General features: G+C 64.0%; 30 protein-coding genes. 22 read left to right on the top strand and 8 right to left on the bottom strand.

Annotation, left to right across the window (positions count from 1 at the left end; translation table 11 throughout):
- Window positions 1-439: 439 nt before the first annotated feature.
- The 3 genes from ACWDTP_RS12250 (at window position 440) to ACWDTP_RS12240 (ending at window position 3,957) form a co-directional block, all read left to right on the top strand.
- Window positions 440-1,582, top strand: coding sequence for a hypothetical protein (locus tag ACWDTP_RS12250; protein ID WP_450019925.1), 1,143 nt, complete (start codon window positions 440-442; stop codon window positions 1,580-1,582).
- Window positions 1,579-3,519 carry a replicative DNA helicase gene (dnaB, locus tag ACWDTP_RS12245; protein WP_450019923.1) on the top strand — a complete coding sequence of 647 codons (1,941 nt, stop codon included), beginning with the start codon at window positions 1,579-1,581 and terminating at the stop codon, window positions 3,517-3,519. Before ACWDTP_RS12250 ends, dnaB begins: the two co-directional genes overlap by 4 nt.
- A 255-nt stretch (window positions 3,520-3,774) precedes the next feature.
- Window positions 3,775-3,957, top strand: coding sequence for a hypothetical protein (locus ACWDTP_RS12240; RefSeq protein ID WP_450019922.1), 183 nt, complete (start codon window positions 3,775-3,777; stop codon window positions 3,955-3,957).
- Window positions 3,958-4,118: 161 nt separating this feature from the next.
- Here ACWDTP_RS12240 and ACWDTP_RS12235 read toward each other — a convergent pair whose 3' ends face one another.
- The gene (locus ACWDTP_RS12235) at window positions 4,119-4,484 is read right to left on the bottom strand and encodes a hypothetical protein (RefSeq protein ID WP_450019920.1); all 366 of its coding nucleotides are present in this window, start codon (window positions 4,482-4,484) and stop codon (window positions 4,119-4,121) included.
- A gap of 856 nt (window positions 4,485-5,340) precedes the next feature.
- Between ACWDTP_RS12235 and ACWDTP_RS12230 the strand changes: the two genes are divergently transcribed.
- The 10 genes from ACWDTP_RS12230 to ACWDTP_RS12185 all read left to right on the top strand — a co-directional run bounded on the left by ACWDTP_RS12230 (window position 5,341) and on the right by ACWDTP_RS12185 (window position 13,178).
- A complete protein-coding gene (locus ACWDTP_RS12230) occupies window positions 5,341-6,249 on the top strand; it encodes a ParA family protein (RefSeq protein WP_450019918.1) in 909 nt (302 codons plus the stop codon).
- A 380-nt stretch (window positions 6,250-6,629) separates the two neighbouring features.
- Window positions 6,630-7,079 carry a hypothetical protein gene (locus ACWDTP_RS12225; RefSeq protein ID WP_450019916.1) on the top strand — a complete coding sequence of 150 codons (450 nt, stop codon included), beginning with the start codon at window positions 6,630-6,632 and terminating at the stop codon, window positions 7,077-7,079.
- Window positions 7,080-7,256: 177 nt separating this feature from the next.
- A complete protein-coding gene (locus ACWDTP_RS12220; RefSeq protein ID WP_450019914.1) occupies window positions 7,257-7,622 on the top strand; it encodes a DUF4226 domain-containing protein in 366 nt (121 codons plus the stop codon).
- 273 nt (window positions 7,623-7,895) lie between these two features.
- Entirely contained in the window at window positions 7,896-9,716 is a 1,821-nt protein-coding gene (locus ACWDTP_RS12215; protein ID WP_450019912.1) for a DUF4226 domain-containing protein, read from the top strand.
- A 9-nt stretch (window positions 9,717-9,725) separates the two neighbouring features.
- Window positions 9,726-10,043, top strand: coding sequence for a type VII secretion target (locus ACWDTP_RS12210; RefSeq protein WP_450019910.1), 318 nt, complete (start codon window positions 9,726-9,728; stop codon window positions 10,041-10,043).
- A complete protein-coding gene (locus ACWDTP_RS12205; RefSeq protein WP_450019908.1) occupies window positions 10,040-10,351 on the top strand; it encodes a DUF2694 family protein in 312 nt (103 codons plus the stop codon). Before ACWDTP_RS12210 ends, ACWDTP_RS12205 begins: the two co-directional genes overlap by 4 nt.
- A gap of 242 nt (window positions 10,352-10,593) precedes the next feature.
- Window positions 10,594-11,067 carry an HD domain-containing protein gene (locus ACWDTP_RS12200; RefSeq protein WP_450019906.1) on the top strand — a complete coding sequence of 158 codons (474 nt, stop codon included), beginning with the start codon at window positions 10,594-10,596 and terminating at the stop codon, window positions 11,065-11,067.
- 61 nt (window positions 11,068-11,128) lie between these two features.
- Window positions 11,129-11,851 carry a hypothetical protein gene (locus ACWDTP_RS12195; protein ID WP_450019904.1) on the top strand — a complete coding sequence of 241 codons (723 nt, stop codon included), beginning with the start codon at window positions 11,129-11,131 and terminating at the stop codon, window positions 11,849-11,851.
- Entirely contained in the window at window positions 11,848-12,495 is a 648-nt protein-coding gene (locus ACWDTP_RS12190; protein ID WP_450019902.1) for a hypothetical protein, read from the top strand. The genes ACWDTP_RS12195 and ACWDTP_RS12190 overlap by 4 nt, the downstream gene beginning before the upstream one ends.
- Window positions 12,496-12,560: 65 nt before the next feature.
- Entirely contained in the window at window positions 12,561-13,178 is a 618-nt protein-coding gene (locus ACWDTP_RS12185) for an exonuclease domain-containing protein (protein WP_450019900.1), read from the top strand.
- Window positions 13,179-13,200: 22 nt separating this feature from the next.
- Here the strand turns inward: ACWDTP_RS12185 and ACWDTP_RS12180 are convergent, their stop codons facing one another.
- Window positions 13,201-13,575 (bottom strand): hypothetical protein, encoded by a 375-nt coding sequence (locus tag ACWDTP_RS12180; RefSeq protein ID WP_450019898.1) that lies wholly within the window; start codon window positions 13,573-13,575, stop codon window positions 13,201-13,203.
- Between the two features lie 338 nt (window positions 13,576-13,913).
- Between ACWDTP_RS12180 and ACWDTP_RS12175 the strand changes: the two genes are divergently transcribed.
- A complete protein-coding gene (locus ACWDTP_RS12175) occupies window positions 13,914-14,621 on the top strand; it encodes an HNH endonuclease family protein (protein ID WP_450019897.1) in 708 nt (235 codons plus the stop codon).
- Window positions 14,622-14,627: 6 nt separating this feature from the next.
- On the opposite strand, the gene ACWDTP_RS12170 is transcribed toward ACWDTP_RS12175, so the two are convergent.
- Window positions 14,628-14,765 (bottom strand): hypothetical protein, encoded by a 138-nt coding sequence (locus tag ACWDTP_RS12170; RefSeq protein WP_450019895.1) that lies wholly within the window; start codon window positions 14,763-14,765, stop codon window positions 14,628-14,630.
- A gap of 162 nt (window positions 14,766-14,927) precedes the next feature.
- Between ACWDTP_RS12170 and ACWDTP_RS12165 the strand changes: the two genes are divergently transcribed.
- Genes ACWDTP_RS12165 through ACWDTP_RS12155 form a run of 3 tightly spaced genes read left to right on the top strand, consistent with a single transcriptional unit; the run spans window position 14,928 to window position 16,055 of the window.
- Window positions 14,928-15,353: a hypothetical protein gene (locus ACWDTP_RS12165; RefSeq protein WP_450019893.1), complete on the top strand. Its 426-nt coding sequence runs from the start codon at window positions 14,928-14,930 to the stop codon at window positions 15,351-15,353.
- A gap of 24 nt (window positions 15,354-15,377) precedes the next feature.
- A complete protein-coding gene (locus ACWDTP_RS12160; RefSeq protein WP_450019891.1) occupies window positions 15,378-15,680 on the top strand; it encodes a hypothetical protein in 303 nt (100 codons plus the stop codon).
- A 60-nt stretch (window positions 15,681-15,740) separates the two neighbouring features.
- On the top strand, window positions 15,741-16,055 hold the full coding sequence (locus ACWDTP_RS12155; protein ID WP_450019889.1) for a hypothetical protein: 315 nt from the start codon (window positions 15,741-15,743) through the stop codon (window positions 16,053-16,055).
- A gap of 15 nt (window positions 16,056-16,070) precedes the next feature.
- Here the strand turns inward: ACWDTP_RS12155 and ACWDTP_RS12150 are convergent, their stop codons facing one another.
- Window positions 16,071-16,319, bottom strand: a complete 249-nt coding sequence (locus ACWDTP_RS12150; RefSeq protein WP_450019887.1) for a hypothetical protein — start codon at window positions 16,317-16,319, stop codon at window positions 16,071-16,073.
- Window positions 16,303-16,566: a hypothetical protein gene (locus ACWDTP_RS12145; RefSeq protein ID WP_450019885.1), complete on the bottom strand. Its 264-nt coding sequence runs from the start codon at window positions 16,564-16,566 to the stop codon at window positions 16,303-16,305. Before ACWDTP_RS12145 ends, ACWDTP_RS12150 begins: the two co-directional genes overlap by 17 nt.
- 213 nt (window positions 16,567-16,779) lie before the next feature.
- Between ACWDTP_RS12145 and ACWDTP_RS12140 the strand changes: the two genes are divergently transcribed.
- Genes ACWDTP_RS12140 through ACWDTP_RS12130 form a run of 3 tightly spaced genes read left to right on the top strand, consistent with a single transcriptional unit; the run spans window position 16,780 to window position 18,576 of the window.
- The gene (locus ACWDTP_RS12140; protein WP_450019883.1) at window positions 16,780-17,055 is read left to right on the top strand and encodes a DUF7460 domain-containing protein; all 276 of its coding nucleotides are present in this window, start codon (window positions 16,780-16,782) and stop codon (window positions 17,053-17,055) included.
- 32 nt (window positions 17,056-17,087) lie between these two features.
- Window positions 17,088-18,311: a hypothetical protein gene (locus ACWDTP_RS12135; RefSeq protein ID WP_450019881.1), complete on the top strand. Its 1,224-nt coding sequence runs from the start codon at window positions 17,088-17,090 to the stop codon at window positions 18,309-18,311.
- Window positions 18,312-18,360: 49 nt separating this feature from the next.
- Complete coding sequence (locus ACWDTP_RS12130; protein ID WP_450019879.1) at window positions 18,361-18,576, top strand: helix-turn-helix domain-containing protein; 216 nt, start codon at window positions 18,361-18,363, stop codon at window positions 18,574-18,576.
- Window positions 18,577-18,668: 92 nt separating this feature from the next.
- Here the strand turns inward: ACWDTP_RS12130 and ACWDTP_RS12125 are convergent, their stop codons facing one another.
- Together ACWDTP_RS12125 and ACWDTP_RS12120 are read right to left on the bottom strand one after the other, a co-directional pair.
- Window positions 18,669-18,968 (bottom strand): hypothetical protein, encoded by a 300-nt coding sequence (locus ACWDTP_RS12125; RefSeq protein WP_450019877.1) that lies wholly within the window; start codon window positions 18,966-18,968, stop codon window positions 18,669-18,671.
- 119 nt (window positions 18,969-19,087) lie between these two features.
- A complete protein-coding gene (locus ACWDTP_RS12120; RefSeq protein WP_450019875.1) occupies window positions 19,088-19,567 on the bottom strand; it encodes an AAA family ATPase in 480 nt (159 codons plus the stop codon).
- 168 nt (window positions 19,568-19,735) lie between these two features.
- Between ACWDTP_RS12120 and ACWDTP_RS12115 the strand changes: the two genes are divergently transcribed.
- Together ACWDTP_RS12115 and ACWDTP_RS12110 are read left to right on the top strand one after the other, a co-directional pair.
- Window positions 19,736-20,224 carry a hypothetical protein gene (locus ACWDTP_RS12115; protein ID WP_450019873.1) on the top strand — a complete coding sequence of 163 codons (489 nt, stop codon included), beginning with the start codon at window positions 19,736-19,738 and terminating at the stop codon, window positions 20,222-20,224.
- Window positions 20,211-20,519 (top strand): hypothetical protein, encoded by a 309-nt coding sequence (locus tag ACWDTP_RS12110; protein WP_450019871.1) that lies wholly within the window; start codon window positions 20,211-20,213, stop codon window positions 20,517-20,519. The genes ACWDTP_RS12115 and ACWDTP_RS12110 overlap by 14 nt, the downstream gene beginning before the upstream one ends.
- Before the next feature lie 21 nt (window positions 20,520-20,540).
- Here ACWDTP_RS12110 and ACWDTP_RS12105 read toward each other — a convergent pair.
- A protein-coding gene (locus ACWDTP_RS12105) for an IS3 family transposase (protein WP_450019869.1) occupies window positions 20,541-21,726 on the bottom strand; the annotation gives its coding sequence in 2 pieces (ribosomal slippage) (window positions 20,541-21,482 and window positions 21,484-21,726; 1,185 coding nt in all).
- Window positions 21,727-21,820 lie beyond the last annotated feature (94 nt).

Below are 21,820 nucleotides of genomic sequence, written 5' to 3'. Positions count from 1 at the left end.
GGGATAACGACTAGGTAAAGGAGGTTCCCCAAGGGCATACGTGGCCCAAACGCGGGCCGACACGACAACTGAACAGCGGGACTGATCGGAAACGAACAGAAGACAGACCCCCCGTAGGGGGATATCTGGGAATCGTCTGAAAGCGAATCCTCGGGGCGCCAACCCCGAGTTTCTGTGAGACCCGAAGCGCCAACTTCGAACTCTCGGTCCCCTCAAATTGAAGGGAATTACCGTGCCAGGTGATTCCAGGGTAGCGCTTACCCTGACGAATTGCGACGGCAAATCCCCGAAACACCGTTTGAACTGCGAGAACACTCGCGGCTCTTGCGCGTGTCGCATCACGGGAAAACGTCGCCGCCGCATTAGCCAGGAACGCCCTCGGATACTCAAATCCGATGCGCGACTGGTCCAGAAACGCGTGGAATCACACGCGTCACAAATGCAGCTCCGCGGTGCCCGCCGCGGAGTTCTAAAGGCAGTCCTTGAGCTGCTGTGTGGCTGGAGCCGCGTCTCCGACGACGCAATCCGGCTATCGCAGATCGCCGACAGCATCGCCGCCAGCGGAGGCCGGAGCTACGACCTCAAGACGATCGGCCGGGCGCTCGCCTCACTGGCCGTCGACGAGCTGATCGCCTACACCCCTGCACGCGGCCGCGGTAATCACGCCCGGATCGAAATCCACAGCCAGTTCGTCCAAGACGTCGATATTCTCCACCGTGACGAAACTGGCCGTGTCGTCGTGCCCCAATCCGTCACCTTTTCTGAGGCCCATACCTCTTATAAGCCAAAGGCTAACTACCCCCCTACCCCCCAACGCAGCGCTGAGCACGAACCCACCACCCGACCGGCCGAGGTAAAAATCAATCCCGCCGAAGTGCGACACGTTCTGGCCAACCTGCCCGCCGAATACCAAGACGTTCCGCTGCGCATCCGCTGGCGCCTTGGCGGCCTGATCCGACGCCAACTCACCCGCGGCTGGCTGCCTGACCAGATCCTCACCGTCCTCGCAGCACCGCTACCAGCAGGTGTTCAACGGCCGCTCCGGCTCGCCATCTGGCGACTGACCAAAAACCAGATCGGATCCGGACCCCGCCTGGCCCCGCTGCAACGCGCTTGGGACCGCCGCGCCGAAGCCGCAAAAACCGCCGCCACCGCCGACTCAGCCGCCCAGTGGCTGGCCCAGGTCACCACCGTCACCAATCCTGACCAGCGTGAACGCCTACTGCGCGCAGCGGCGGTCAAGTTCGGAACCCCACACAACCCGACAGCCGCGATCGCCGCGGCGGCGCGCACGGCGGTCCGAGAACACCCCCGGCTCGCACTGGGGGACGCACTGCAGCGCTGGACCCACACCCAGGTCGGCGACGCCACCGCCGACCTGCCGGCCGCCGCCATGTACGAGACCGACGCCGACGTCGCCACGCTCATGGCCATCGCGTGCGTCATCGGGCGCTGCGTCGATTGCCAAGCAGCCTCGGCCCAGATCCGCCACGACCTGCCCATGCCCATCCCAGTCTGCGACGACTGCTGGACCGATGACGCCGCTACCGATGCCGAAATGACACAGGAGATCGCCGCGTGACCACCACCGAACGCCGCACCAAAACACCTGCTCACGACACCACCGGACGTCAACCACCGCAAGACCTGGCCGCCGAACAGTCGGTGCTTGGCGGCATGCTCCTGAGCAAAGACGCGATCGCCGACGTCGTGGAAAAACTCCGGCCCGGCGACTTCTACAAGCCAGCACACGAGAACGTCTACACCGTCATCCTCGACCTCTACGGCCGCGGCGAACCCGCCGACGCGGTGACCGTGGCCGCCGAGCTCGACCGGCGCGGCCAGCTCTCCCGAACCGGCGGCGCGCCCTACCTACACACCCTGATCGCCACCGTTCCCACCGCAGCCAACGCCGGCTACTACGCCGGCATCGTCCGCGACAAAGCCATCCTCCGGCGCCTCGTCGAGGCAGGAACCCGCGTTGTGCAATACGGCTACGCCGGTGCAGACGGAGCCGAGGTCGCCGACGTCGTCGACCGCGCCCAGGCCGAAATCTACGACGTCACCGAGGACCGGGCGTCCGAAGACATATCGGCCCTCGACGACCTGCTTCAACCCACGCTCGACGAGCTCGACACAATCGCCTCCCACGGAGGCGTCGCCAGAGGTGTTCCCACCGGCTTCGACGACATCGACACCATCACCAACGGCCTGCACCCCGGACAAATGATCATCGTCGCCGCCAGGCCCGGGGTCGGGAAAGCACTCGCCCTCGACACTCCCCTACCCACGCCCACCGGATGGACAACGATGGGCACCCTCACCGTCGGAGACCAACTGCTCGACGCCTCCGGACAGCCCACCGCCGTCGTGGCAGTCACCGACGTCATGCACGACCGGCCCTGCTACTCAGTGACTTTCGACGACAACACCCACATCGTCGCCGACGCCCACCACCAGTGGCCGACTGGCGCGGGAATCCAGACCACCGAACAGATCTGGCGCACCACCACCACCAGTGGCGCAGTGTCCCTCATCCAATCCGCGCAGGTGGCGCACGAACAGCGGACGTTGGCGCGCCTCGGCACCCCCGGTGGCGCACCTCAAATCGGGGGCGAGGCGCCCCTGACGAGCTACCGACAGATCACGCAGTCCGTGGCCTCCGGATCGCCGACGCCGGCACCTCCGGCGAGTGGCTACTGGCGCATCACTGGCGCGGTGCAACGGCACATTGTCGCGGTCTCGCCGATCGACACCGTTCCGGTGCGATGCGTCCAAGTGGACAACGCCGAACACCTCTACCTTGCCGGCCCCGGACGAGTCCCCACCCACAACTCAACCCTGGCGCTGGACTTCATGAGATCCTGCTCAATCCGCCACCGCCAAGCGAGCATCATCTTCTCGTTGGAGATGAGCAAGCCCGAGATCGTCATGCGCCTGCTGTCTGCCGAGGCCAACGTCAAACTCGCGGACATGCGTTCCGGCCGGATGCGTGATGAGGACTGGACACGGCTGGCTCGTCGCATGGGTGAGATCAGCGAAGCCCCGCTCTACATCGACGACTCGCCAAACCTCACCATGATGGAGATCCGCGCCAAAGCTCGCCGGCTCAGCCAACGGGTAGATCTCAAACTGGTGGTTATCGACTACCTCCAACTGATGACCTCGGGAAAGAAGTACGAGTCACGTCAACAGGAGGTGTCGGACTTCTCGCGCAGCTTGAAGCTGCTCGCCAAAGAGCTGAATGTCCCCGTGGTCGCTGTCAGCCAGCTAAACCGAGGTCCAGAGCAAAGGGCAGATAAAGCCCCGCAAGTCTCTGACCTGCGCGAAAGCGGCAGTTTGGAACAGGATAGCGATATGATCTTCCTGCTGTATCGTCCCGACGCATTCGATCGCGACCATCCCCGGTGCGGCGAAGCTGACGTGATCCTCGGCAAGCACCGCAACGGCCCCACCGCGACGATAACTCTGGCCCATCAGCTGCACATGAGTCGGTTCGCGGCACTCGCACGACAATAATTAGCTGAGCTAAGTGTCTCACGGATAGCGGCGGAATCTCACAAGTGATGCCACACGTGAATTGACGCCGTCCGTCCCGCCCGCCGGCCCGGCACGCCTCGCTGCCCCGCTCCGACGAACTCTGCGGAAAGCCCTGTGGGCCCGACCATGTGTTTTTGCCGAGTTCCGCCCAGAAACTACGACCCCACTCGGGGTCGCGGCGGGTGGCGTCAACGTTGTCCGGCCGTTTGGTTTCGACGAGCGGAGTACCGCGGCATGACAAGCAATGATAACGAAGGCCTTCGGCGCTCCCAGCAGCCCAATCGCGGCGGCTATGTGGCCCTGGCAGTGGCGACTGGATACGCGGGAGTGGCCTGGCATCTGAAGGATCCGGGTGCCGCGGTGGTGGTGTTCCAAGCCGTCCTTATCGCCCTCGGCCGGCGCCCGGGCCGGAAGTAGCACTTAGGTGACGGCGGGTATGCAGGTCGGCATACCCGCCGCTACCTCGCTAGGTACTGAGACGGATCGAAAACCCCCAGGTCAGCGGCGCACGCTGTTGCCGACAAACTGCGAAGAAGACCGGCGATCGCTGCCCTGGAAGCTGCAGGCAGCCGCCGGGTTCACGTACCTGGGCAGAGGTGCTTATGCGCGGCGACAGTCTGCCGTTCGTACCGCTCTCGCACCTTTTCGGGCACCGTTCCTGTGCTGGTATCCCGACCGAACATGGCCAGGGTCGCCTCCTGTTCCGTGTGGCCGGACCGCAGCAGTTCGCAGGCTTCGTAACCCTGCTCGATGAACGGCCGTTTGGGTAGCAATCGGTCCCACTTGGAGGTGAACAATGCTTCGACGTACGCGTCCTCGTCTGGCGGTGGTACGTCCTCACCGCCGAAAATGGCAGCCGCCCCGATCCCGCAAGCGACAACCGCGACCATCACGGCGACGGCGATACCTGCGCGCCGGTTGGGATTGGGCGTCTGAGCGGTCACGAAGGGTTCTCCTGGGCGATGAGGTGGCATGAGGTCGCGACGATGATACGAGGCCGGCAGCCAGAACGATGGCGAAAAGGTGCGCCAGAGCGGTCGGCAGACCTCGACAGAAGCGAACCAGGTGCGCCAACGCCTGACCCGAGTGCGCCAGCTGTGCGCTACCCCGCGCCAGCGCGGCGCGCGCGGACGCTGTTGCGGCTCGAACCGCTGGACCGAAGTGCAACACGGGCTGCAACAAAGACGGTGCTAGCTGCGGTGATAGCCCACGCAACACCGCATCAGAGCTGCAGCGGAGCGAGCGAAATACCACTTGGGAAAACGCCCCAGTTTCGCTCCTGACGCACAAACGGAGGCTTCTGAGTATGTGTACCGCCGAGAAGGCATTGGGCGCGCGACGCGGTCAGCTGGGCCATCAATCGGTATTGTCACAAGCCTCTGTCATAGGTGATAGTGCATGCAACAGTATCTCTGCTATCAGACTGTGTTAGCAGTCGACAACAAGAGCTGTAACTCAACATGCGATAGCGAAGCTGACAGAACGCGCAGCGCTGACAGGTGTGTAGAGATGTGCTAATAGACAGAGGTGCCGATGGTGACGGAAAACACAACAAACAACGGCAATAGCGGGATGTGGCGGGGGCGGCGACAGTGGCGCTGACAACATGTAGCGCGCAGGCGCGTGACAGCAGTGGTGAACACAGCTGCGATAACAGCGGTACCATCAGCTGTGCAGTCACACAGAGTGACGGTGTGTGAAGAGGTAGACAGAAGGGGTAGCCACGGTGGTAGGCAGAGCTGTAGTCGATAACAGCGGTATAACACGCACGTGCTGCCGCGAACAGGGGAGTGCGGTGTGATGACAACTATCGACGATGTGTCATCACCGGCACCCGATGATGTACTCGCCCGCATCGGTCTGACGGGGGTCGGATCGGCCGACGGTGGACCTAGTCCGCTCGACGAGTTCCGTGCGCGCCTCGGCCTCGACTCGCTCGACGTCGTGTACTGGCTGCTGCCGCGGTTGATCGTCACTGTCGCCGCATGGAAGGGCGGGGTCGGTAAAACGGAACTCGCCAAGGAAATCGCCTGGCTGCTCGACGCGATCCTGACCGATCTGGACTGGGACGAAGGTGGTGCGACACGGGCGTGGGGATTCCGCCATGAAACCCGCACCACCGCCCCGCTGCTCGATGCGCTGGAAGCCGACCGCGTTCCCCGCGCCCTGTCAGGTGGCCGGGTCCGCGCCGACCTCATCCCCTCACACCCCGACTTCGCCACCAACCAGCCGCCCGCTGACCGGATGGCCAGCTCATTGGAAAAGTGGTCGCAGTCGTTCGGGCGCGCCCTGGTGGTCGACACACACCCCGGTGGCGTCAGCTCAACACTGGGCGCTGTCGCCGCGGCCCACGTCATCGTCGTGCCGATCAACCTTGAAACCCGGGCACTCAAAGCGGCCGAAGCGATGGCCAAAGAGTTGCAAGGCGGCTACCCATTGCTGTTCATTCCCAACAGAGTTGAAGCGGCACCCGAAGCTGAACTGCGTCAGCTGGAAGAGATCAGCAAGACCTACGACATCCCCGTAGGACCGGCGGTCTACAACCACACCTTCCTCAAACGGCGAAAACTGACGATGGCTGTGTGCGCGCCTGGGCGATCAGGCATCCCCGCGCGATCGGCCGCATTCGTCTCCGAAATGCAGGCGGTGACCCGAAGCATCCTCGAGGTCGCTGTTCGTCACGCACTGAAGCAGGAGGAGCTGCCGTGAGCAATGGAATTGAAGGCCTTCGCGCTGGCCGTCGCAATCGCGCTACCCGCAGCGTTCCGCCGCCCCGGCATCCAGCGGCACCCGATACGACCAAGACTCAAGCGGCTGCGGAACAGCCGCCGGCGCCTACGCCGGCATCCCACCTCAGTGTGGCTCCCGAGCCGGCGCCTGAGCCGCCACGTCAGCCGCAGCAGTCTGCCCCTGCACCGGAGCCGCCGGCGCCAAGTGAGTCCGACCAGCACAGTGACACCACACCCCAGGGGACTGACCAGGGCGTCGCCAGTAAGCCAGACCCTGGGGAGTCCGAGTTCACACCCGATGAGACCAGCCGCAAGGCCGGCAAGTCAGACCGCAGCAGTGAGAAGGACACCGTCGGGAAGGTGGATCTGCCCGACCTTTCCATCGACTGGGCCGACGCGCTGATGCACGTGCCGATGCCGACACGCGTCAGCGTGGCCAACTCCGTAGGCCAACGGTTCAAGGCCGTCGCCGACCAGGCTGGCCAGCCTCCGCAAACAGAACTGATCCTGGAGGCGGTGAACGAGCATCTGGCCCGGTTGCCGCAGCTGGTGCTGGAACGCCGTCCCGAGGAACGGCCGCAGACCGCCGGATTCTTCCTCCGACGCGCCGCCGTGCAGAAACAGGAACCGTGGGTCGCGATCTATATGCGTCCGCTGGCCGGCGAGGTGGAGGCCCTGGGCCGCATCGTCGACTGGGTGTCCCGTGAGATCACCGAAGGTCACCCGGGTCGGAAGAAGACCACCAGGTCCGAAGTCGTCACGGCGGCTCTTGCTGCGAGTTATCCAGAGAACGCCAGCTCGCCCGGCTGACGAGGGGACTCCGCCACAGCAGAGGTGACAGCACTTGCAACAACAGCACTGACAGATGCTGCGATAACGCCTGCAACAGGCATGTGAGGCGCAGTGGAGCATTCTGCGGCGGCGCCCGACACGCGCTAGGCGGGTGTTCCGTTGAGCGGGCAATCTGCCGGACCTACGATGGTGGGCATGGCCGGTCAAAACAGCGATCCCTCCGGCACAATTCCCGAGCACGAGGACCGCCTCGTGGCCCGGAACGCCAAGAGCAGCGCGGCCGACCGCGAACTTGAGGACATCATCTCCGGCGCCTACGAAAACGCCGTGAACAGCAAGGCTCGGTTGACCCGAATTTCGGAAGAAATTGAGCAGCGCGCAGCTGCTCAAGAGTCGTTGCCAGAAGACTCGCCGATGGTTGGACGCGAGCTTCATCAATTCCTGCTCGCTAAGCAACGAGAAATCGCAAAAATCGTCTCGGACGCCGCCACCGATGCCACCACCCGGCGCGATCGGCTACGTCAACTGAACTTCGACGATTCAGCACCTCCGCAGGCCTAAAACGGCACGTCACTACATAACTCCCCATAAGCCCACGTGAGATCAAAGGGTGAGTGGTGGAGCCCTCTACGCCTCGGTACAGTGACGCCTCATGGAGGGCTCAGCATTGCAACAGCACCTGGACCAGGTACGCGCCGACGTGCGACAGGCTTTGAAGCTTTTCGGCGCTTCGCCGATAGCCCCGCCTAAGAACATTGCGCCCGACGAATCGGTCGTCAAGAAATTCTTTCAGTAATCGGCCAGAAGAATCGGTGACGACAAAGGCGATCAAGAATGGCAACCGTCGAAGAACTCAACAAAGCCCTCTCACACATTAATGTGCAGACGGGAAATCCGAACGCGTGGCGGGACGGCTTGTCGTTTCCTGATCAGCGGCGAATCGCCGAGTGGCGCGACTCCCATGGCGGCGAGGTGCCCGACACACTGATCGGCGCCCTGCGCAATCAGCACCCGAACTTGTTCACCAACACCGGCGCGCTGACGTTTCCTGCGCAGGGGCCGACGCCGCCGGCCGCCCCTCCAACCGCGCCGCCTCCCGATCCGACCCCACCTCCGGGGCCCGCGGCGAACCCGCCGGCCCCGCACGCCAACGGCCCGACCACCACTGACCCGAGCTTGGACAGCCCGAAACAACCGAACGGAGCACCCACGCCACCACAGCCACCACCCCCGTCGTCCGACAACGAGGCCCCCCAAGAGGGCAAGGCTGCAGAGGCCATCAAGAAACTGGAATCGGCTCTCAAGGACCAGAATTCAACTGTCGCTTCGGCCGATCGCAGCCTGGCGGCCGCGGTGCTGTCGGCGCATTCGACGAGCATCGAGGGCAAGGCGAAACTTGCCACGCTGCAACAGTCGATCGAGGACGCGGTCAACCGTCAAACGGCACTGGACACCCCGATGGGTGCACGCGAATTTCAGAAGTTCCTACTGTCCAAGCAGAAAGAGATCATCGAAGTAGTCGCTACAGCCGACTTGGACGACAAGTCCAAGGCGCAGATCCTCGCGGGTCTGACCTACCTGAACGCTGCGCCGAATCCCGATGACAAGTCGAACTCGGATGGAAGCAAGACCGACGGCGGCACCGGCGACAAGGGCAACAGCGGAGAGGGCGGCTCGGGCGCCGGTGGAGGCGCTGGCGGCGACGCCGGAGCTGGAGGCGGCGATCCCGGGGGCGCTGGCAGTCTCGACGCTGACGGCGGCGATCCGCTCGCTGATCTGCTCGGCGGCGATCCCGGCATGCTCGGGGGCGACCCGGGTCTCCTCAACGGCGGTGCCGGTCAGATGCCGCAAATCCCGATGCCGCAGATGCCCAGCCTGGGCGGCGGCGGTGGGGGACTCCCAGGTCTCCTGGGTGGCGGCGGTCCTGGGGGCGGCCTCGGCGACCTGCTCAAGCCGAAAGACTCCTCCGGCGATTCCGACAAGCTCGATCCGCTGTTGGATCCGCTGCTGGGCGACGACCCAGGCGCAGGGGACAAGCCCGAACAGCCCAACCTGCTTGACCCGAAGGGCGAGGACAAGCCCGGCGACAAGCCGGGGGAGGAGAACAAGAATCAGGAGCCCGTTCCGGGTGCGCCGGTACCGGCGCCGCTGGCCCCACCTGTGCCGCCCGGAGCTGGCCCGACCCAAGTCCAGTTGCCCAACGGCCAGACCGTCACCGCGCCGAACCCGCAGATGGCCGAGGTCACCAAGGCCATCGCTGGCGGCCAGCCGATCGGCGAGTCGTTCCGCCAGCATGCTGGCGTGAACATCGCACCTCCTGGGGCAGCGGTACCCAATCCGCTGGATCCCTCGCAGCTGCGTCTGGGCGCTGTCGGTCAGTTCACCGACCACCAGGTCTATGCGCTGAGCAAGGATCTGGCCGTCATCAACGGCCAAATACGACCGATCTCCGAAGCCGCGGGCCCGGGGTTCCTCGGCTGGATGGCGCCGCCAGATCTGCCGACGGCACCCCTGGCGCCGGCCACAACCACGCAGGCACCGGTTGCGCCGGCAGCGGCACCCGGTGAGCCAACACCCGTTCCCGCTGCGCCGGCCGTGGCCCACAGCGCGCCATCGGCTACCCCCAACACACTGCTTACGCCAACCTCGAAATAGGAGCGCACGATGACCAATCCGAACATCCACATCACGCCCGAGGTTCTGCAGTCCGCGGCGACCGGGCACGACGAGGCGGCCACCTACCTGCGTGGGGTTCCCAACAGCAACGCCGAGATCCAGGCCACGCTGGACTCCCTGGGGCCGGTGTTCGCCGAGCTGCGCGAGGAAGGCCGCCTCAAACTCGACGAGAGGCAGCGCAGCTACCACGCCCAGGCCGACGAGCACGAGCGCACCGCCACCAACTTGTATGAGGCGCACAGCCGCTGGGATACCCACGAGCAGGACGCTGCTCAACGGTTCCGTGAGGTGGCCGACAACGCATGAACGAACAACCAGATCCAGCCTTTGACACCGTTCACCCCAGCGGCGCCATAATGTTCCGCTCCAGCCGGGGCGGCTGCCTGAATAGCGTGACGCTGACCGAACAGGCCATGGCCTCCGATGCGAGCAGCCTCGCCGAGGGAATCCTGCGGACAGCGTCGGTGTCATTCCTGCGTGCGGCGATGGAAATACGCGCAGAAGTAGTTGCTGCACAGCCTGACGAAGGGGCGCAGGACTTGCCGACTCAGGTCGATCTCGACAACGCTATCGAGCAACTCAACTCCCACGTCCTTCCGTACCGGCACGACTGAAAGGCATTGAAAGTGCAGAACTGGTAAGTGAATACACGCCTCGCGGGAATGCGCTAGGCTTCTGGACCAGGGGCAGACCGCCAAAATTCCCCCCTTGACCGCGGTCTGCCCCTTCTGCATGTCTGCACCGGCGTGAAATCTTTGCTGAAAAATTTTGTCACACCCCCGGCCTATCATGCGCTATCATGGTTATGTAAATAGGGACACGAACTGAGGTTCCCGTCCACGAAAGGCTCAAGACCGTGGTGCACACCCTCGTAGCGACAGCCGACCAGATCGCAGACCGCGCACACGCCCACCAGCGCGACAAGGCCGGCCAGCCCTACATCGGACACCTACGCAGAGTGGGCTCCTACGTCGACCAGACCAACCCTGACGCCGTCGCCGCGGCGCTGCTGCACGACTACCTCGAAGACCGCGCCGGCACCGCCGCCGATCTGATCGACGCCGGCATCCCACAACGCGTCATCGCAGTCGTCGAAGCCCTGGACCGGACCAACAAACCGGCCGAGGAGTACTACGCACAGATCCGGCAGCACCCCGTCGCACTGGAAGTGAAGCTCGCCGACCTGGCCGACAACACCGACCCCGACCGTCTGGCGCAACTGCCGGCCGCCACTGTCGACAAGCTCATCGCCAAGTACGAGGCGGCCTACAAGCAGCTCGGAGTCGACTTCAACGACGGGCAACTGCGACGCGACCGTGTGCCGCGGTAAGAACGACCCAGGAGGACCGAGACGATGCGATCGGCACCTCAAAGAACTCACCGCCGAGCACTTGCTGCCCGAACGGCGCGACGACACCCCCGAACTCAGGTGGGCGGGGGAGGAGCCGGCCGACATCTACAAGAAGTTTCCGAAGCAAGTCGCCAACGCCGCGCTCACCGCACTGCTGAATGCGTGCGAGCACGAAAAGACCATGACGACACAGCTTCTCGCGGCGATTGGCACCAAGGCGGCCATGCCCTGGCTGGAGGAACGCCTGAAATCTCCCTCGTCGCTGGCCCGCAAGATCGCTACAAAGGCCATCGAACGCATGATGAGCCCGAAAGAGGCGGCCGACAGCCTCGACGACATCCTGCGCTACACCGTCACCACCAAACGACTCGCCGACCTGGTGCCCACGATGACCGCCGCAATCGACACACTGACGGCACAAGGCTGGTCGGTACACGGCGCCGAGCATTCGTTCGTCCGGAGCAACCCCTACAAGGGCATCCACCTGGTGCTCGTCGGCCCCGACGGACACCGCTGCGAAGTGCAATTCCACACCGAATCGGCACTGGGGATCAAAAACGATGGCCACGCCGACTACGAGACCTACCGCGACATCGACCAACCCGTCGAGATCCGCAAAGCAGCGTTCAACCGATCAGCCGCACTGTGGGACAACGTCCCCACGCCCACCGGCCTGCTGAACGTGCGCAGCCTCGCCGGCGTGACGATGATCGTCAAGAAATACACGTTCACCCCAACCCAACGACCCAGGGAGGAACAATGAGCGCTCTCTACCTGGTCAAAGACGGCGACCGCACCGTCGTCCTGGCCGCAGAACGGGACGGCAAGCTCTACGGCTACGTACCCAACGTCGAGGCCTTCGTCTACAACAAACCCATGTCGGTCGACTTCCTGATCGATCAGAACATGACCTACGAACCACAAACCGCCGAGCAGGCCGCCGCCATCATCAAGGCCGGCGACGTCGGCAAGATCAACGGTCGAACCAACAAGTTCCTGCTCGACCACATGAAAGCCGAGACCAACCGGATGACCCCGGCCGAGGTGATCGGCGCGAACACCCTGGCCGATCCCGACGAAGCGACCGCGGCCGACATCGCCCACGCCCGGGCCGCCGTGCTGCAGAAAACCCCGGTCGGGGCGTGGATCGTCTACAAGACCTACCCGGTCGGGACGAAACGGCAGGTGGCGCTGCAGCTAGCCAGCCACCTACGCCAAGGGCGCATCCGGGCCTTCCGCGACATCGCCCTGCAGTCCAAGGTCGTGGCCAGCACCGAGGGCCACCAGGTGGTCAAAGTCGCACGCGTCGCCGCCGAGAAGTCCGCGAAGAAGAAGCCGATCAAGGTCAGCAGCAGCGGAACCCGCCGAACAACACTGCGATCACAGAAAAGCAAGCGGCAGAAATAGCCATCAGCGCCATGTCAGTGGGTGCGGCGATAATCAACGAAAGAGCAAGGGAAAGAGGCGAAACGGTGACGACCACACTCACAACCAGTCCCGCCCAGCTCGCACTGGATACCGCGACGTTCGTCATCGTCGATCTCGAAACCTGCGGCGAAGATCCCACCCGCGACGCCATCACCGAAATCGGGGCAGTGCGCTACCGCGCCAGCAGCATCGTCGACGAGATGTCCACCATGGTCGACCCACAACAACCCATACCCCCCGAGATCGTGAAACTCACCGGCATCACCCAAGACATGGTCACCGGCGCCGTCACGATCAGCGACGCGCTTCCCGCCTTCCTGGAGTTCGCACACGGCGCCGTCCTCGTCGCACACAACGCAGAATTCGACCTCGGCTTCCTGACCGCGGCCGCAGCCGCACACCGCATCACCTGGCCCACCCTCACGTCCATCTGCACAGTGCGCCTTGCGCGCAAACTGTTCAGCCGCGACGAAGCGCCAACGGTCGCCTTGCGCGCCCTGGCCGAACTGCTCGGCGCCACCAACCTGCCGACCCACCGCGCACTCGACGATGCACGCGCCACCGCCGAAGTACTCCACGAACTGATCGACCGCGCCCGTGCCCACGGCATCACCACCCCAGGCGAACTCAGCGACTTCGCGCAGCTCGCCGACGCCGCATAACTCGCTGCAACGCAATATCCGGTCACCCGGGCCGAGTTTCGTCACGTGATCGCCGATGAGCGCCGGGCGCATCACCGCCAACCGTTAGGTCAGTCGTGATGACTTCCGGAGGCACCCATAGCTGCATGGTCACCGCCGACCGCCCATTGGCACTCCCCGCCGGCACAAGCACCACCGCCAACCACCCGCCGCACGCCCGCCGCACCCACGCAACCTGGCGAGCTTCCATCCACGGCTCCAACCGCAACCCGCCCGCCTTGATGGCCATCGGGATCTCGTCTTGCCGCCGACCAGAAGGCGGCAGCACCCGGCCCATCTCGACACGCACCTGCCGATCAACCCGGAACAACGTCGGATAGTCCGGGGACTCCTCCCATCCGGCGAACAGATCGAACACCCGTTCGAGTCTAGACCGTGCGCATCGCGCCGTCAGTGGGACCGGCTGAGAGCTCACCAGCGGGGCAACCACCGCGATCGAGCTGCGCCACGAATGCGTCAGCTACGGCCACCGCCACCACGCGGCGGCCGCCCGGAGCAGCCGCAGGGCCCAGGCCATTCGATGCCCACCCGAGCCGCGCAGACATGAAAGCACTTGGTGCAGAGCGTAAATCGCGGCGAAACGAGGAAAATTGAACCGGGATACACTCGCCACACAGTGTGACCAAGCAGCGCGACTCCTGACAGGCACACCCCCTCGGAGTCGCACGCCAGCCAACCGGGCAAGGACGATCGGCCATGAGACGCAAACACAAAAGATCACTGATCACGATCGGCGCCGGCGCCCTGGCCGCGCTCGCCCTCACCCTCGGAGCCCACGACAAATTGCCCACCCTGGCCACCGCGCCCGGCGGTGTGCAGGCCGCGCCGGCGGCGCCAGCTGCCAGTTCCACCGAGATTGCCGACCTGCTCGACGCCACACCCATTGCCGAGATCGGACGGGTCGACGGATACGACCGCAGCTGCAATAAGGGGCACGGCTGCGTGTACGGGCCGGCGTGGAACGACCCCCAAGACCACTCGGGGTGCGACACAAGATCCAGAATTCTGCGCGCCCAGCCACATGATGTCGAGTACAAACCGGGCACCCGCAACTGCAAGGTAATCGCCGGATGGACGACCGACCCGTACACCGGAAGTCGGATCACCTTGAAGCAGACGTCTATCGATCACATTGTTCCGCTGTCATTTTCATGGAATGCCGGTGCGTGGCAATGGCCGCTAGAGCAGCGCGTGGCTTTCGCCAACGACCCCGAAAACCTGCTGGCTGTCTCCGCGTCCAGCAACTCCTCAAAGCAGGATTCAAGCCTGTCGGAATGGCTTCCCGACACCCAGCGATGCACATACGTTGCCCGCTTCCTTCGCGTGACCGCCAAGTACCACCTGCCGATCAGCCCCGCCGATCGCGCCACGGCAGTATCGACATGCCCGCCCGGCGCCGCCTGAGCCCGCTCACACACCATCACCGCAGCCGAGGTCGACCCACAGCAGGGAAAGCTCCCAGCGCACCAGGTCGATCGCTGCCACCACCCGAGGGTCATCTGGATCCAACCCCTGCGCGCGCAGCTCGGCGCGTTCCTCAGCGTCCATGTCCGATTGGACGCACGCGGGCCACATCCGGTTCCAAGACGAGCCGATCGAGCAGGGTGGTCTGAGGAAATCCGCTGGTAGATACCGATTTCTGGGTGAAACGGGAAAATCTAGACCGGGATAAACTCGGCACACAACGTGCAATTATTCGAGGGGCAAAGGATGACCATCACCGCGACAGCTCCACTGACCGAGCTCGACGTCATGCGTGAATCGGGACTGCCTGGGCCCCTCGTCCGAGACCTGCTCCCACGACTGAAATCCGATACGGCGTATCACACCAGCGCCGCTGTCTACAGTGCCGAGAGCGTCGACCGGGCCTGCATCGCCCGGGACATGATCGCCGCCGGCATCCGGTACGACCTCGTGCGATTCTGCGCCAAAGAACCGATCTCCGGTGACGAACTCGCCGACATGCGTACACGGTGGGCACAAGTCCGCGCCAGGTTCCCCCAACAGTCCACCGGACCGCAGCCAGCAGCCACAATTCGTGAACGGCTCAACACCCGACTGTCGCTGGCCGCCTCCGCGGCCGCACTGCTCATCATCGAACTCGGCATGTCCATCGGCTACGTCGTCGGCAGCTGACAAAAGAAAGGCCAGACACTCGCAATGCCCGAAAACCGGCCCTACACTTTCGAACTCGCTGCAATCGTGCTCACCGCGCAACGAAGCGGCGAAGACGTGACCGACCTGTATGACACCGCCCAACGCAACGGAGTCGACACCGGCCAGCTGCAACGCGCAGCGCAGATCCTCGACCAACTCGACGCCGCCGGCGAAGACATCGACGAGTGGATCCGCCGCGAATACCTCCTCGACGGCTGGCTGCGCGGCTACATCCCTATTGGCCAGGCCGATGTCCCCCTCAGCATCGCAACTCAAATGGCAGAGGCCCACTACGCCGGAGCGTGATGTCAGACGTTGGTGCTAAACAACTCTCATCGCAATGTCCGTCGATAATCGGGGGAGACCATGGAACCAACTGTTGAGGTCACCAGATACCAGGTGTCCTGCCTGCCGGCGGTCCATCCAGACGCCCACCACTTCTCGCTGAGTGTCGAACGGCGCAGCACCAACCCGGACAGCTGGTGCGTCACCGACGGCGCATACTGCTACGACCTGAACGGCAACGCCGAATACGAGGCCAATCCGTCAAGCCGCACCGACAAATTCAAGCGCAATTTCCGCCACAGCCTCGACGAGGCCCTGCAGCTGGCCAAACGAATCGCACCGACAATGACCATCAACGGATTGACCCCCGCGAAGGTTCTAGCCAGGTCGTCCTGACGGGCGCCGACAGGTTCACTGCTCAACGATCGTGACATCCGCCCACGGACCGCGCAGAGTGGCCGCGCGCTCAAGCCGTCCGTCACGAGCGAGGACCGCCAGGATCACGAGATCACCACGGCGGTTGCGCGCCAGGAGCATTCCGGTCCCATCTGGTAGCAGCTCGGGCAGGTCGTCAGCATCGTCGATCGTGTAACGCACTCCGCGGTAGATCAACTTTTGGCCGGCGAACCGGGCGGCTGACAGCTCATTCATCATCGTCACCGTCCCCTCCAACGCTGCGAAGAAACTGCTGCCAGCTCAGCGCCGGCGGTGCTCCCGGCTCAGGGCAGGACGGTGCGCCGGCATCGAGCCACAGCTGGTGCTCGCGATCCCACTTATGCGGCTTGTCCCAGTACTCGTCCTCGTCGTAGGGCATGACCTCGGCATCCCGCAACACGACCGCGAAATCAAACACCGGCCTGCTGAAATCACTCCATCGCCCCGGCCCGGGCCCTGTCTGGTCGATCATCGCGGCATCTCCTGCGGCTTGTATTGTCCTGTACACAAACCACTTTCACCGCTGAGGCGCCAGTGATCAACAATCGTCACTGATAAGGGGGCTTATCAGTGCGCCTGTACACGCGGTGGCTGTCGACGGGACCGAGACCGTAAACGCCGGGCCCGGCAAGGCAACGCAACTCGACGAAACGCGGCAACCGAGTTTCGACCTACAGTGCACCGCATGAGCCACACAGGCAGTACCGACAATCGGGCGCAGTCGATGAACTCCACCGTGGCGAAAGCTATCGCCCTGGGCGCGGAGCACGGCCGTGACGTGCGGGCCTGGGGAGGCGACGCGGTCCTGCTCGACGGCTCGCCCATGAGTGCTCACCACGCGATCGGCCGAATGATCAGCGCAGAGCGAAACGCCGCGCAGATTGAGCCCACGACGCCTGTACACGGGCATGAACACCATCCCATCCAGGCAGCGGCCGCCGGGCTGCGACGTGGGCGATGAGCGTGTCATACGGCGCGGCTAGGTTGACCCACATGACCAGCAACCCAGAGCGTGACTGGTGGATCAAAAAGACCTGCCAGGTATACGCCCGCCTGGGAAGCGACGCCGACGCACAGATCATCTACCTGCCGCGCGGCGCAAAAGACGAACCGGCACCCTTCGATCCGAGCGGCCGAACATACAGACAGGTGACCAAAGCCGGCGAGTTGTGGTGTCCAGTACCGGGATGTGAACCCTTCGGCACCATCAGTCAAGGGGCGGCACGACGAGCACATTTCGTCCACGAGAAGCAGCCCGATCCAGAAATACACCGAGGCGGACCCGAATCCATCTGGCACCAGCAGGCCAAGCTCGCAATCCATGACTGGCTGGCTGGCATGCACCCTCCCGTGCTCGAACTCGAATACCAGCACCTGCCACGTCTGCGCGATGGGCGACAACGGAAACCCGACGTCTACGTCGAGTTTGAAAACGGGGCCCGGGTCGCATTTGAGTGCCAACAGCAGTCGATGGCCGGCACTGATCCGGCCGACTACCGCGCACAGTGGCAGAACCGGGTCGACGACTACCGCGAACTGAGAGATGCCATCGGCCTGGGGGTGGTGTGGCTCGTTTCGCCCTGGGCAACAACAGCCAATACCAAGTACATCGATAACGGCGCCTGGCAAGTGGAAGTGTTCGGCAGCTACGCCGCATCAATGATCAATGCCGGCGAAACCGTCTACTGGATTGACCCAACATTCAGCCAGATCGGCACACTCGTGCAGCGCATCTCAAGCAAGCGCGAGCCCGACCTGCCACGCGGCTACCTCCAGCGCACCACCACGGTTGTCGATGGCCAATGGTCCTGGCTCCACTCCGACGACATCGTCAAGTGCGAAATCGACCCGATCACCGGGGTGGTCACAACACCAACAGATTCGAAAGTCCAAGACGACCAAGCGATCGCCGACCTACACGCCCGCCTGAGGGCTGATCGTGAGAGAGCGCGGATCGAGCAAGAAGAACAGCGCAGAGCCGAGGCGCAGGCTAGACAACGAGCCATCGATGAGGAGCGTGAACGCTCCCGCCAGGAGCGAGAGAAGGTCATTGCCGAGCAGCGCCGGCAGCAGGCTGAAAACGCAGAACGCGCACGCAAGATCGCCGAGGTTCGCGAGCAAGAGCGACAGCGCCAACTGGATCGATGGATCAGTTGGGGTATCGGAGCAGCGGCAGGGCTAATACTGCTCATCGTGTTCATAACTGTTGTCGTCTGACCAGGCGGACCGGCCACCACTGCCAACGTAGGATATAATCCACACTGTGATGGACCTCGACGCCCGCCTAACCGCGGTGGGCGCGCGCATCCGTGCCGCCCGGCAAGACCGCGAAGTGACTCAGACAGCATTGGCCAAAGCTATTGGCATGCAACGGCCTGACCTATCGACAATCGAATCCGGACGACAGAACGTCACACTGAGCACCCTGTATCGCATCGCTGACCATCTCGGCGTGCCCGCAGGCTCGCTCCTGCCTGACTGAACACCACGTAGACCGGGAACGGCTGCCAGGCGGCCGGCGCTATCAGACGCTATCGCGATCACGAATAAGGGACATCGCCCCTGCCGAGACCGCTACCGGTCGGCGCCCAGCGGATAGTCCCGCGGCTGGATCTCGGAAGCGTCGAGCCAGTGGGTGAATTCCCTCAGCACCGTGTCGCGGTAGACCACCTGCAGCTTGCCGTCGAGCATCTTGGTGCGAATCCCAGTGTCAGGCGGCAGATAGCGGCTTCCGGCGATCAACTCGGTGACGCCGTCGTCCCGGACGATTCTGACGCCGCCCCGCTCGGCGTCGAGGTTCTCCCGGAAATAGCTCTCACTGACCTCGAACTCGCTCGATGAACGGACCTGGTCGGCAACAAAGAACTTCACCATGGTTGTGCACTCCTGTTTCACGTGGCCGCCGACTGCGACCGCTGGTGTGCCACACCGTAGAGGGAAGGGGTGTACGCACGCGTTGACCGGGAGCTTCTCGACGTCCACGTGCAGACTGATCACGCGATCTTGCCGCTCCGGTCCGGGTCGGTTACCCATTGGGCGGTACGGCTCATGGCATGGATAACGTCCTCGGGCACGAAGCGTCCGCCAGCTGCCGCCCGGGCGCGGTTACGGCGCAGGCACTCGCTCAGTGGGGTGCCGATCGTGATCACCGCGCAGGGCACGCCGTGGTTGTCGGCCAACTGCATCCACTGGTCCACGTACACCTGCCGGCGATTGGTGTTGTCGACCATGACCGATTTCCGCTGCCGAAGCGCGAGGTCGGCCAGGCGGAACTCGACGCCGGTGACGAGATCCTCCTGGATGCGGCTCAGGTCGCTGTATTGGCGGTAGAGATGAAACCGGATCCGGTCGCGGTTGACGACAACGCGCCGCTTCGGATCGCCCGCAAGCCACTGCTCAGCGTGTGCGCTTTTGCCTGAGCCGGGGAGGCCCTGAAGAACTGAAATGGCGAAGTCCTGTGTGATGTTGGACATTTCGCACCTCCTCGGTGTCGGGTTAGGGTTCCCATCGACCACCTCTGTAGGTTTTAGCCTACAGTAAGGGTAGGTTAAAAGCTACATCTAAATCACGGCGATCTACAGTGCTCATCCACGGACCTTTGAGTGAAACGCGAAACCCAACTCCCGCCGTGTATTCCGACCATGACCGCACACATCGACCCCGATGTCTGCACAGACTGCGCCGGCAGCGGAACGATCGAACACCCCGCCTGGACGGCATGGTGGAAAGCCCACGACGAAGCACGAGCCGCGTGGGAACACACGCACCCGGGCCAACTCTGGCTCGACAGCATCCGCTACGCCGAGCTCGACGCTCAATGCCCAGACAACGACGTACCAGAGGAACGCCGTTGTCCCACATGCGAAGGCGACGGCGACGTCGACCACGTCATCGACCTCGCCGCCATGATTTACGACGAACTCGGCGCCGACCCCAGACCCATCGAAACACTCGTCACCTACATCCGCGGCCAGAGGCTCGAAGACCTACGCGACAAGTTCACCACCATCGCCACCCAAGCCGCTCGGGCCGCCCACATCGTCACCGAACAGCTGGAGCTCACCACGGCAGGCCAACAACGCCCACCGAGCTCGCACCACGACCACGGAGCGACCGGTGCCCAGCGATAGCGGACAACCAGCACTCGAACTCTGGCCACGCGACCACGACCTACCACCGCGCTGGGACGGCCTGCCCGTCGAATGGAGCAAATGGGATGACACCGCCGGCAGGTTCATCTGCCCGCCGCCGCGCCGGCCCGAACGCTGCGAGGCCTGCCGCAGCACCCAGCCGCCCCTGATCAACCTCGGCCGAGTGTGGACCGACCCTGCCACCGCACCACCAGCGATCGGACGCGCACGACTGGACAAGGGCCGCCACATGGTCGGCACCATCACCGCATTCCGCTGCCCAGACTGGGCTTGACCCCGTTTGGTGGACACGGGGTCAGGCGGCTTGTGCCGTCTGATTGATCCGGTCCTCGAAATCGACCGGGCTGATCATGCCGAGTGCACTGTGGCGTCGGCGCCGGTTGTAGACCCGTTCGATCCAGTCACCGACGGCGAGCCTAGCGGCCGCTTTGGTGGGCCACAAGTACCGGTCATAGAACTCGACTTTCAGTGTGGCCCAGAAAGTTTCAGCAGCCGCGTTATCCCAGCACACCCCGGTACGACCCACCGAACGCAACAAATCATGATCGCGGGCGAACCGCGCCAGCTGCTGCGAGGTGTACTGGCATCCCCGATCAGCATGAAAGATCACCTTGCGCGCCAACTCGCCGCGCAACGCGATCGCCATCGACAACGCCGACTCCACGACGTCGGTGTGCAGCGTGTCGGCAATTGCCCAGCCGATCACCCGACGGCTGTGCCCGTCACGCACCGCCGCCAGATACAGCCAGCCTTCCCCGGTCCGCAGATAGGTGATATCGCTGGTCCACACCCGGTTGAGCACACCGGTGTCGAAACGGCGCTTGACCAGGTCCGGGATTGCTTCTGCCTCCGGATCGGCCACCGTGGTTGGCGGGGCGAAGGTGCGAGGGCTGATCCCGTACAGCCCTTGGCGGCGCAGTGATGCTGCCACCGTCTTGCGCGAGATGGTCCAGCCGTCGTCGCGGAGATCGGCCAGGATGCGCGGTGCCCCATTCACTTTGTCCGAATCGGCATGAAACCCCGAGACCGCAGTGTCGAGCCGCTCACGGCGCTGCTGAGCGGCACTGGGCCCCCCAGCCTGGGCTGCGCGCCACTTGTAGAACCCCGACCGCGACACCGCCAATAGCCGGCACATCCGCACGATGGTGAAGTTGGCCTTCTCCGTCTCGATGACCCGGTAGGCGTCTACCGGTTCTGTTCGGAGGCGAAGAAGGCCGCCGCTGTTTTTAAAAGCTCCAACGATCCAAACGCAATTCAGCGTTCTCTTTGCGCAGCCGCTCCAACTCGGTGCGCTCATCAGCATCGAACACTCCAGCAGTATCGCCGCTCGCTTCACGGGCCTGGCGCACCCACCGACCCAGCAGCTGCTCACCAAGGTTCATCTCGGCGGCCACATGCGCAATCGGCCGTCCAGTTTCAATCACCAGGCGGGCAGCCTGCTCCCGAAACTCCGGGGTGTACTTCTTACGCTTGCCCGACATACGGACATCCTTCCCGCGGGACCAGCAGTCCCACCAGTCAGGTGTCCACCATCAGGGGTCAACCCCAACCGTGCATTGACCGCGCTCGCTGAAA

Source organism: Mycobacterium sp. NPDC003449 (assembly GCF_053588415.1).
This window is presented reverse-complemented; position numbering and strand designations above follow the sequence as displayed.

Coding starts and splice junctions, on each gene's coding strand:
- ACWDTP_RS12250 (WP_450019925.1), top strand. CDS start 440: ATGCAGCTCCGCGGTGCCCGCCGCGGAGTTCTAAAGGCAGTCCTTGAG.
- ACWDTP_RS12240 (WP_450019922.1), top strand. CDS start 3,775: ATGACAAGCAATGATAACGAAGGCCTTCGGCGCTCCCAGCAGCCCAAT.
- ACWDTP_RS12230 (WP_450019918.1), top strand. CDS start 5,341: ATGACAACTATCGACGATGTGTCATCACCGGCACCCGATGATGTACTC.
- ACWDTP_RS12220 (WP_450019914.1), top strand. CDS start 7,257: ATGGCCGGTCAAAACAGCGATCCCTCCGGCACAATTCCCGAGCACGAG.
- ACWDTP_RS12215 (WP_450019912.1), top strand. CDS start 7,896: ATGGCAACCGTCGAAGAACTCAACAAAGCCCTCTCACACATTAATGTG.
- ACWDTP_RS12210 (WP_450019910.1), top strand. CDS start 9,726: ATGACCAATCCGAACATCCACATCACGCCCGAGGTTCTGCAGTCCGCG.
- ACWDTP_RS12205 (WP_450019908.1), top strand. CDS start 10,040: ATGAACGAACAACCAGATCCAGCCTTTGACACCGTTCACCCCAGCGGC.
- ACWDTP_RS12190 (WP_450019902.1), top strand. CDS start 11,848: ATGAGCGCTCTCTACCTGGTCAAAGACGGCGACCGCACCGTCGTCCTG.
- ACWDTP_RS12175 (WP_450019897.1), top strand. CDS start 13,914: ATGAGACGCAAACACAAAAGATCACTGATCACGATCGGCGCCGGCGCC.
- ACWDTP_RS12170 (WP_450019895.1), bottom strand. CDS start 14,765: ATGGACGCTGAGGAACGCGCCGAGCTGCGCGCGCAGGGGTTGGATCCA.
- ACWDTP_RS12165 (WP_450019893.1), top strand. CDS start 14,928: ATGACCATCACCGCGACAGCTCCACTGACCGAGCTCGACGTCATGCGT.
- ACWDTP_RS12160 (WP_450019891.1), top strand. CDS start 15,378: ATGCCCGAAAACCGGCCCTACACTTTCGAACTCGCTGCAATCGTGCTC.
- ACWDTP_RS12155 (WP_450019889.1), top strand. CDS start 15,741: ATGGAACCAACTGTTGAGGTCACCAGATACCAGGTGTCCTGCCTGCCG.
- ACWDTP_RS12145 (WP_450019885.1), bottom strand. CDS start 16,566: ATGATCGACCAGACAGGGCCCGGGCCGGGGCGATGGAGTGATTTCAGC.
- ACWDTP_RS12140 (WP_450019883.1), top strand. CDS start 16,780: ATGAGCCACACAGGCAGTACCGACAATCGGGCGCAGTCGATGAACTCC.
- ACWDTP_RS12135 (WP_450019881.1), top strand. CDS start 17,088: ATGACCAGCAACCCAGAGCGTGACTGGTGGATCAAAAAGACCTGCCAG.
- ACWDTP_RS12130 (WP_450019879.1), top strand. CDS start 18,361: ATGGACCTCGACGCCCGCCTAACCGCGGTGGGCGCGCGCATCCGTGCC.
- ACWDTP_RS12125 (WP_450019877.1), bottom strand. CDS start 18,968: ATGGTGAAGTTCTTTGTTGCCGACCAGGTCCGTTCATCGAGCGAGTTC.
- ACWDTP_RS12120 (WP_450019875.1), bottom strand. CDS start 19,567: ATGTCCAACATCACACAGGACTTCGCCATTTCAGTTCTTCAGGGCCTC.
- ACWDTP_RS12115 (WP_450019873.1), top strand. CDS start 19,736: ATGACCGCACACATCGACCCCGATGTCTGCACAGACTGCGCCGGCAGC.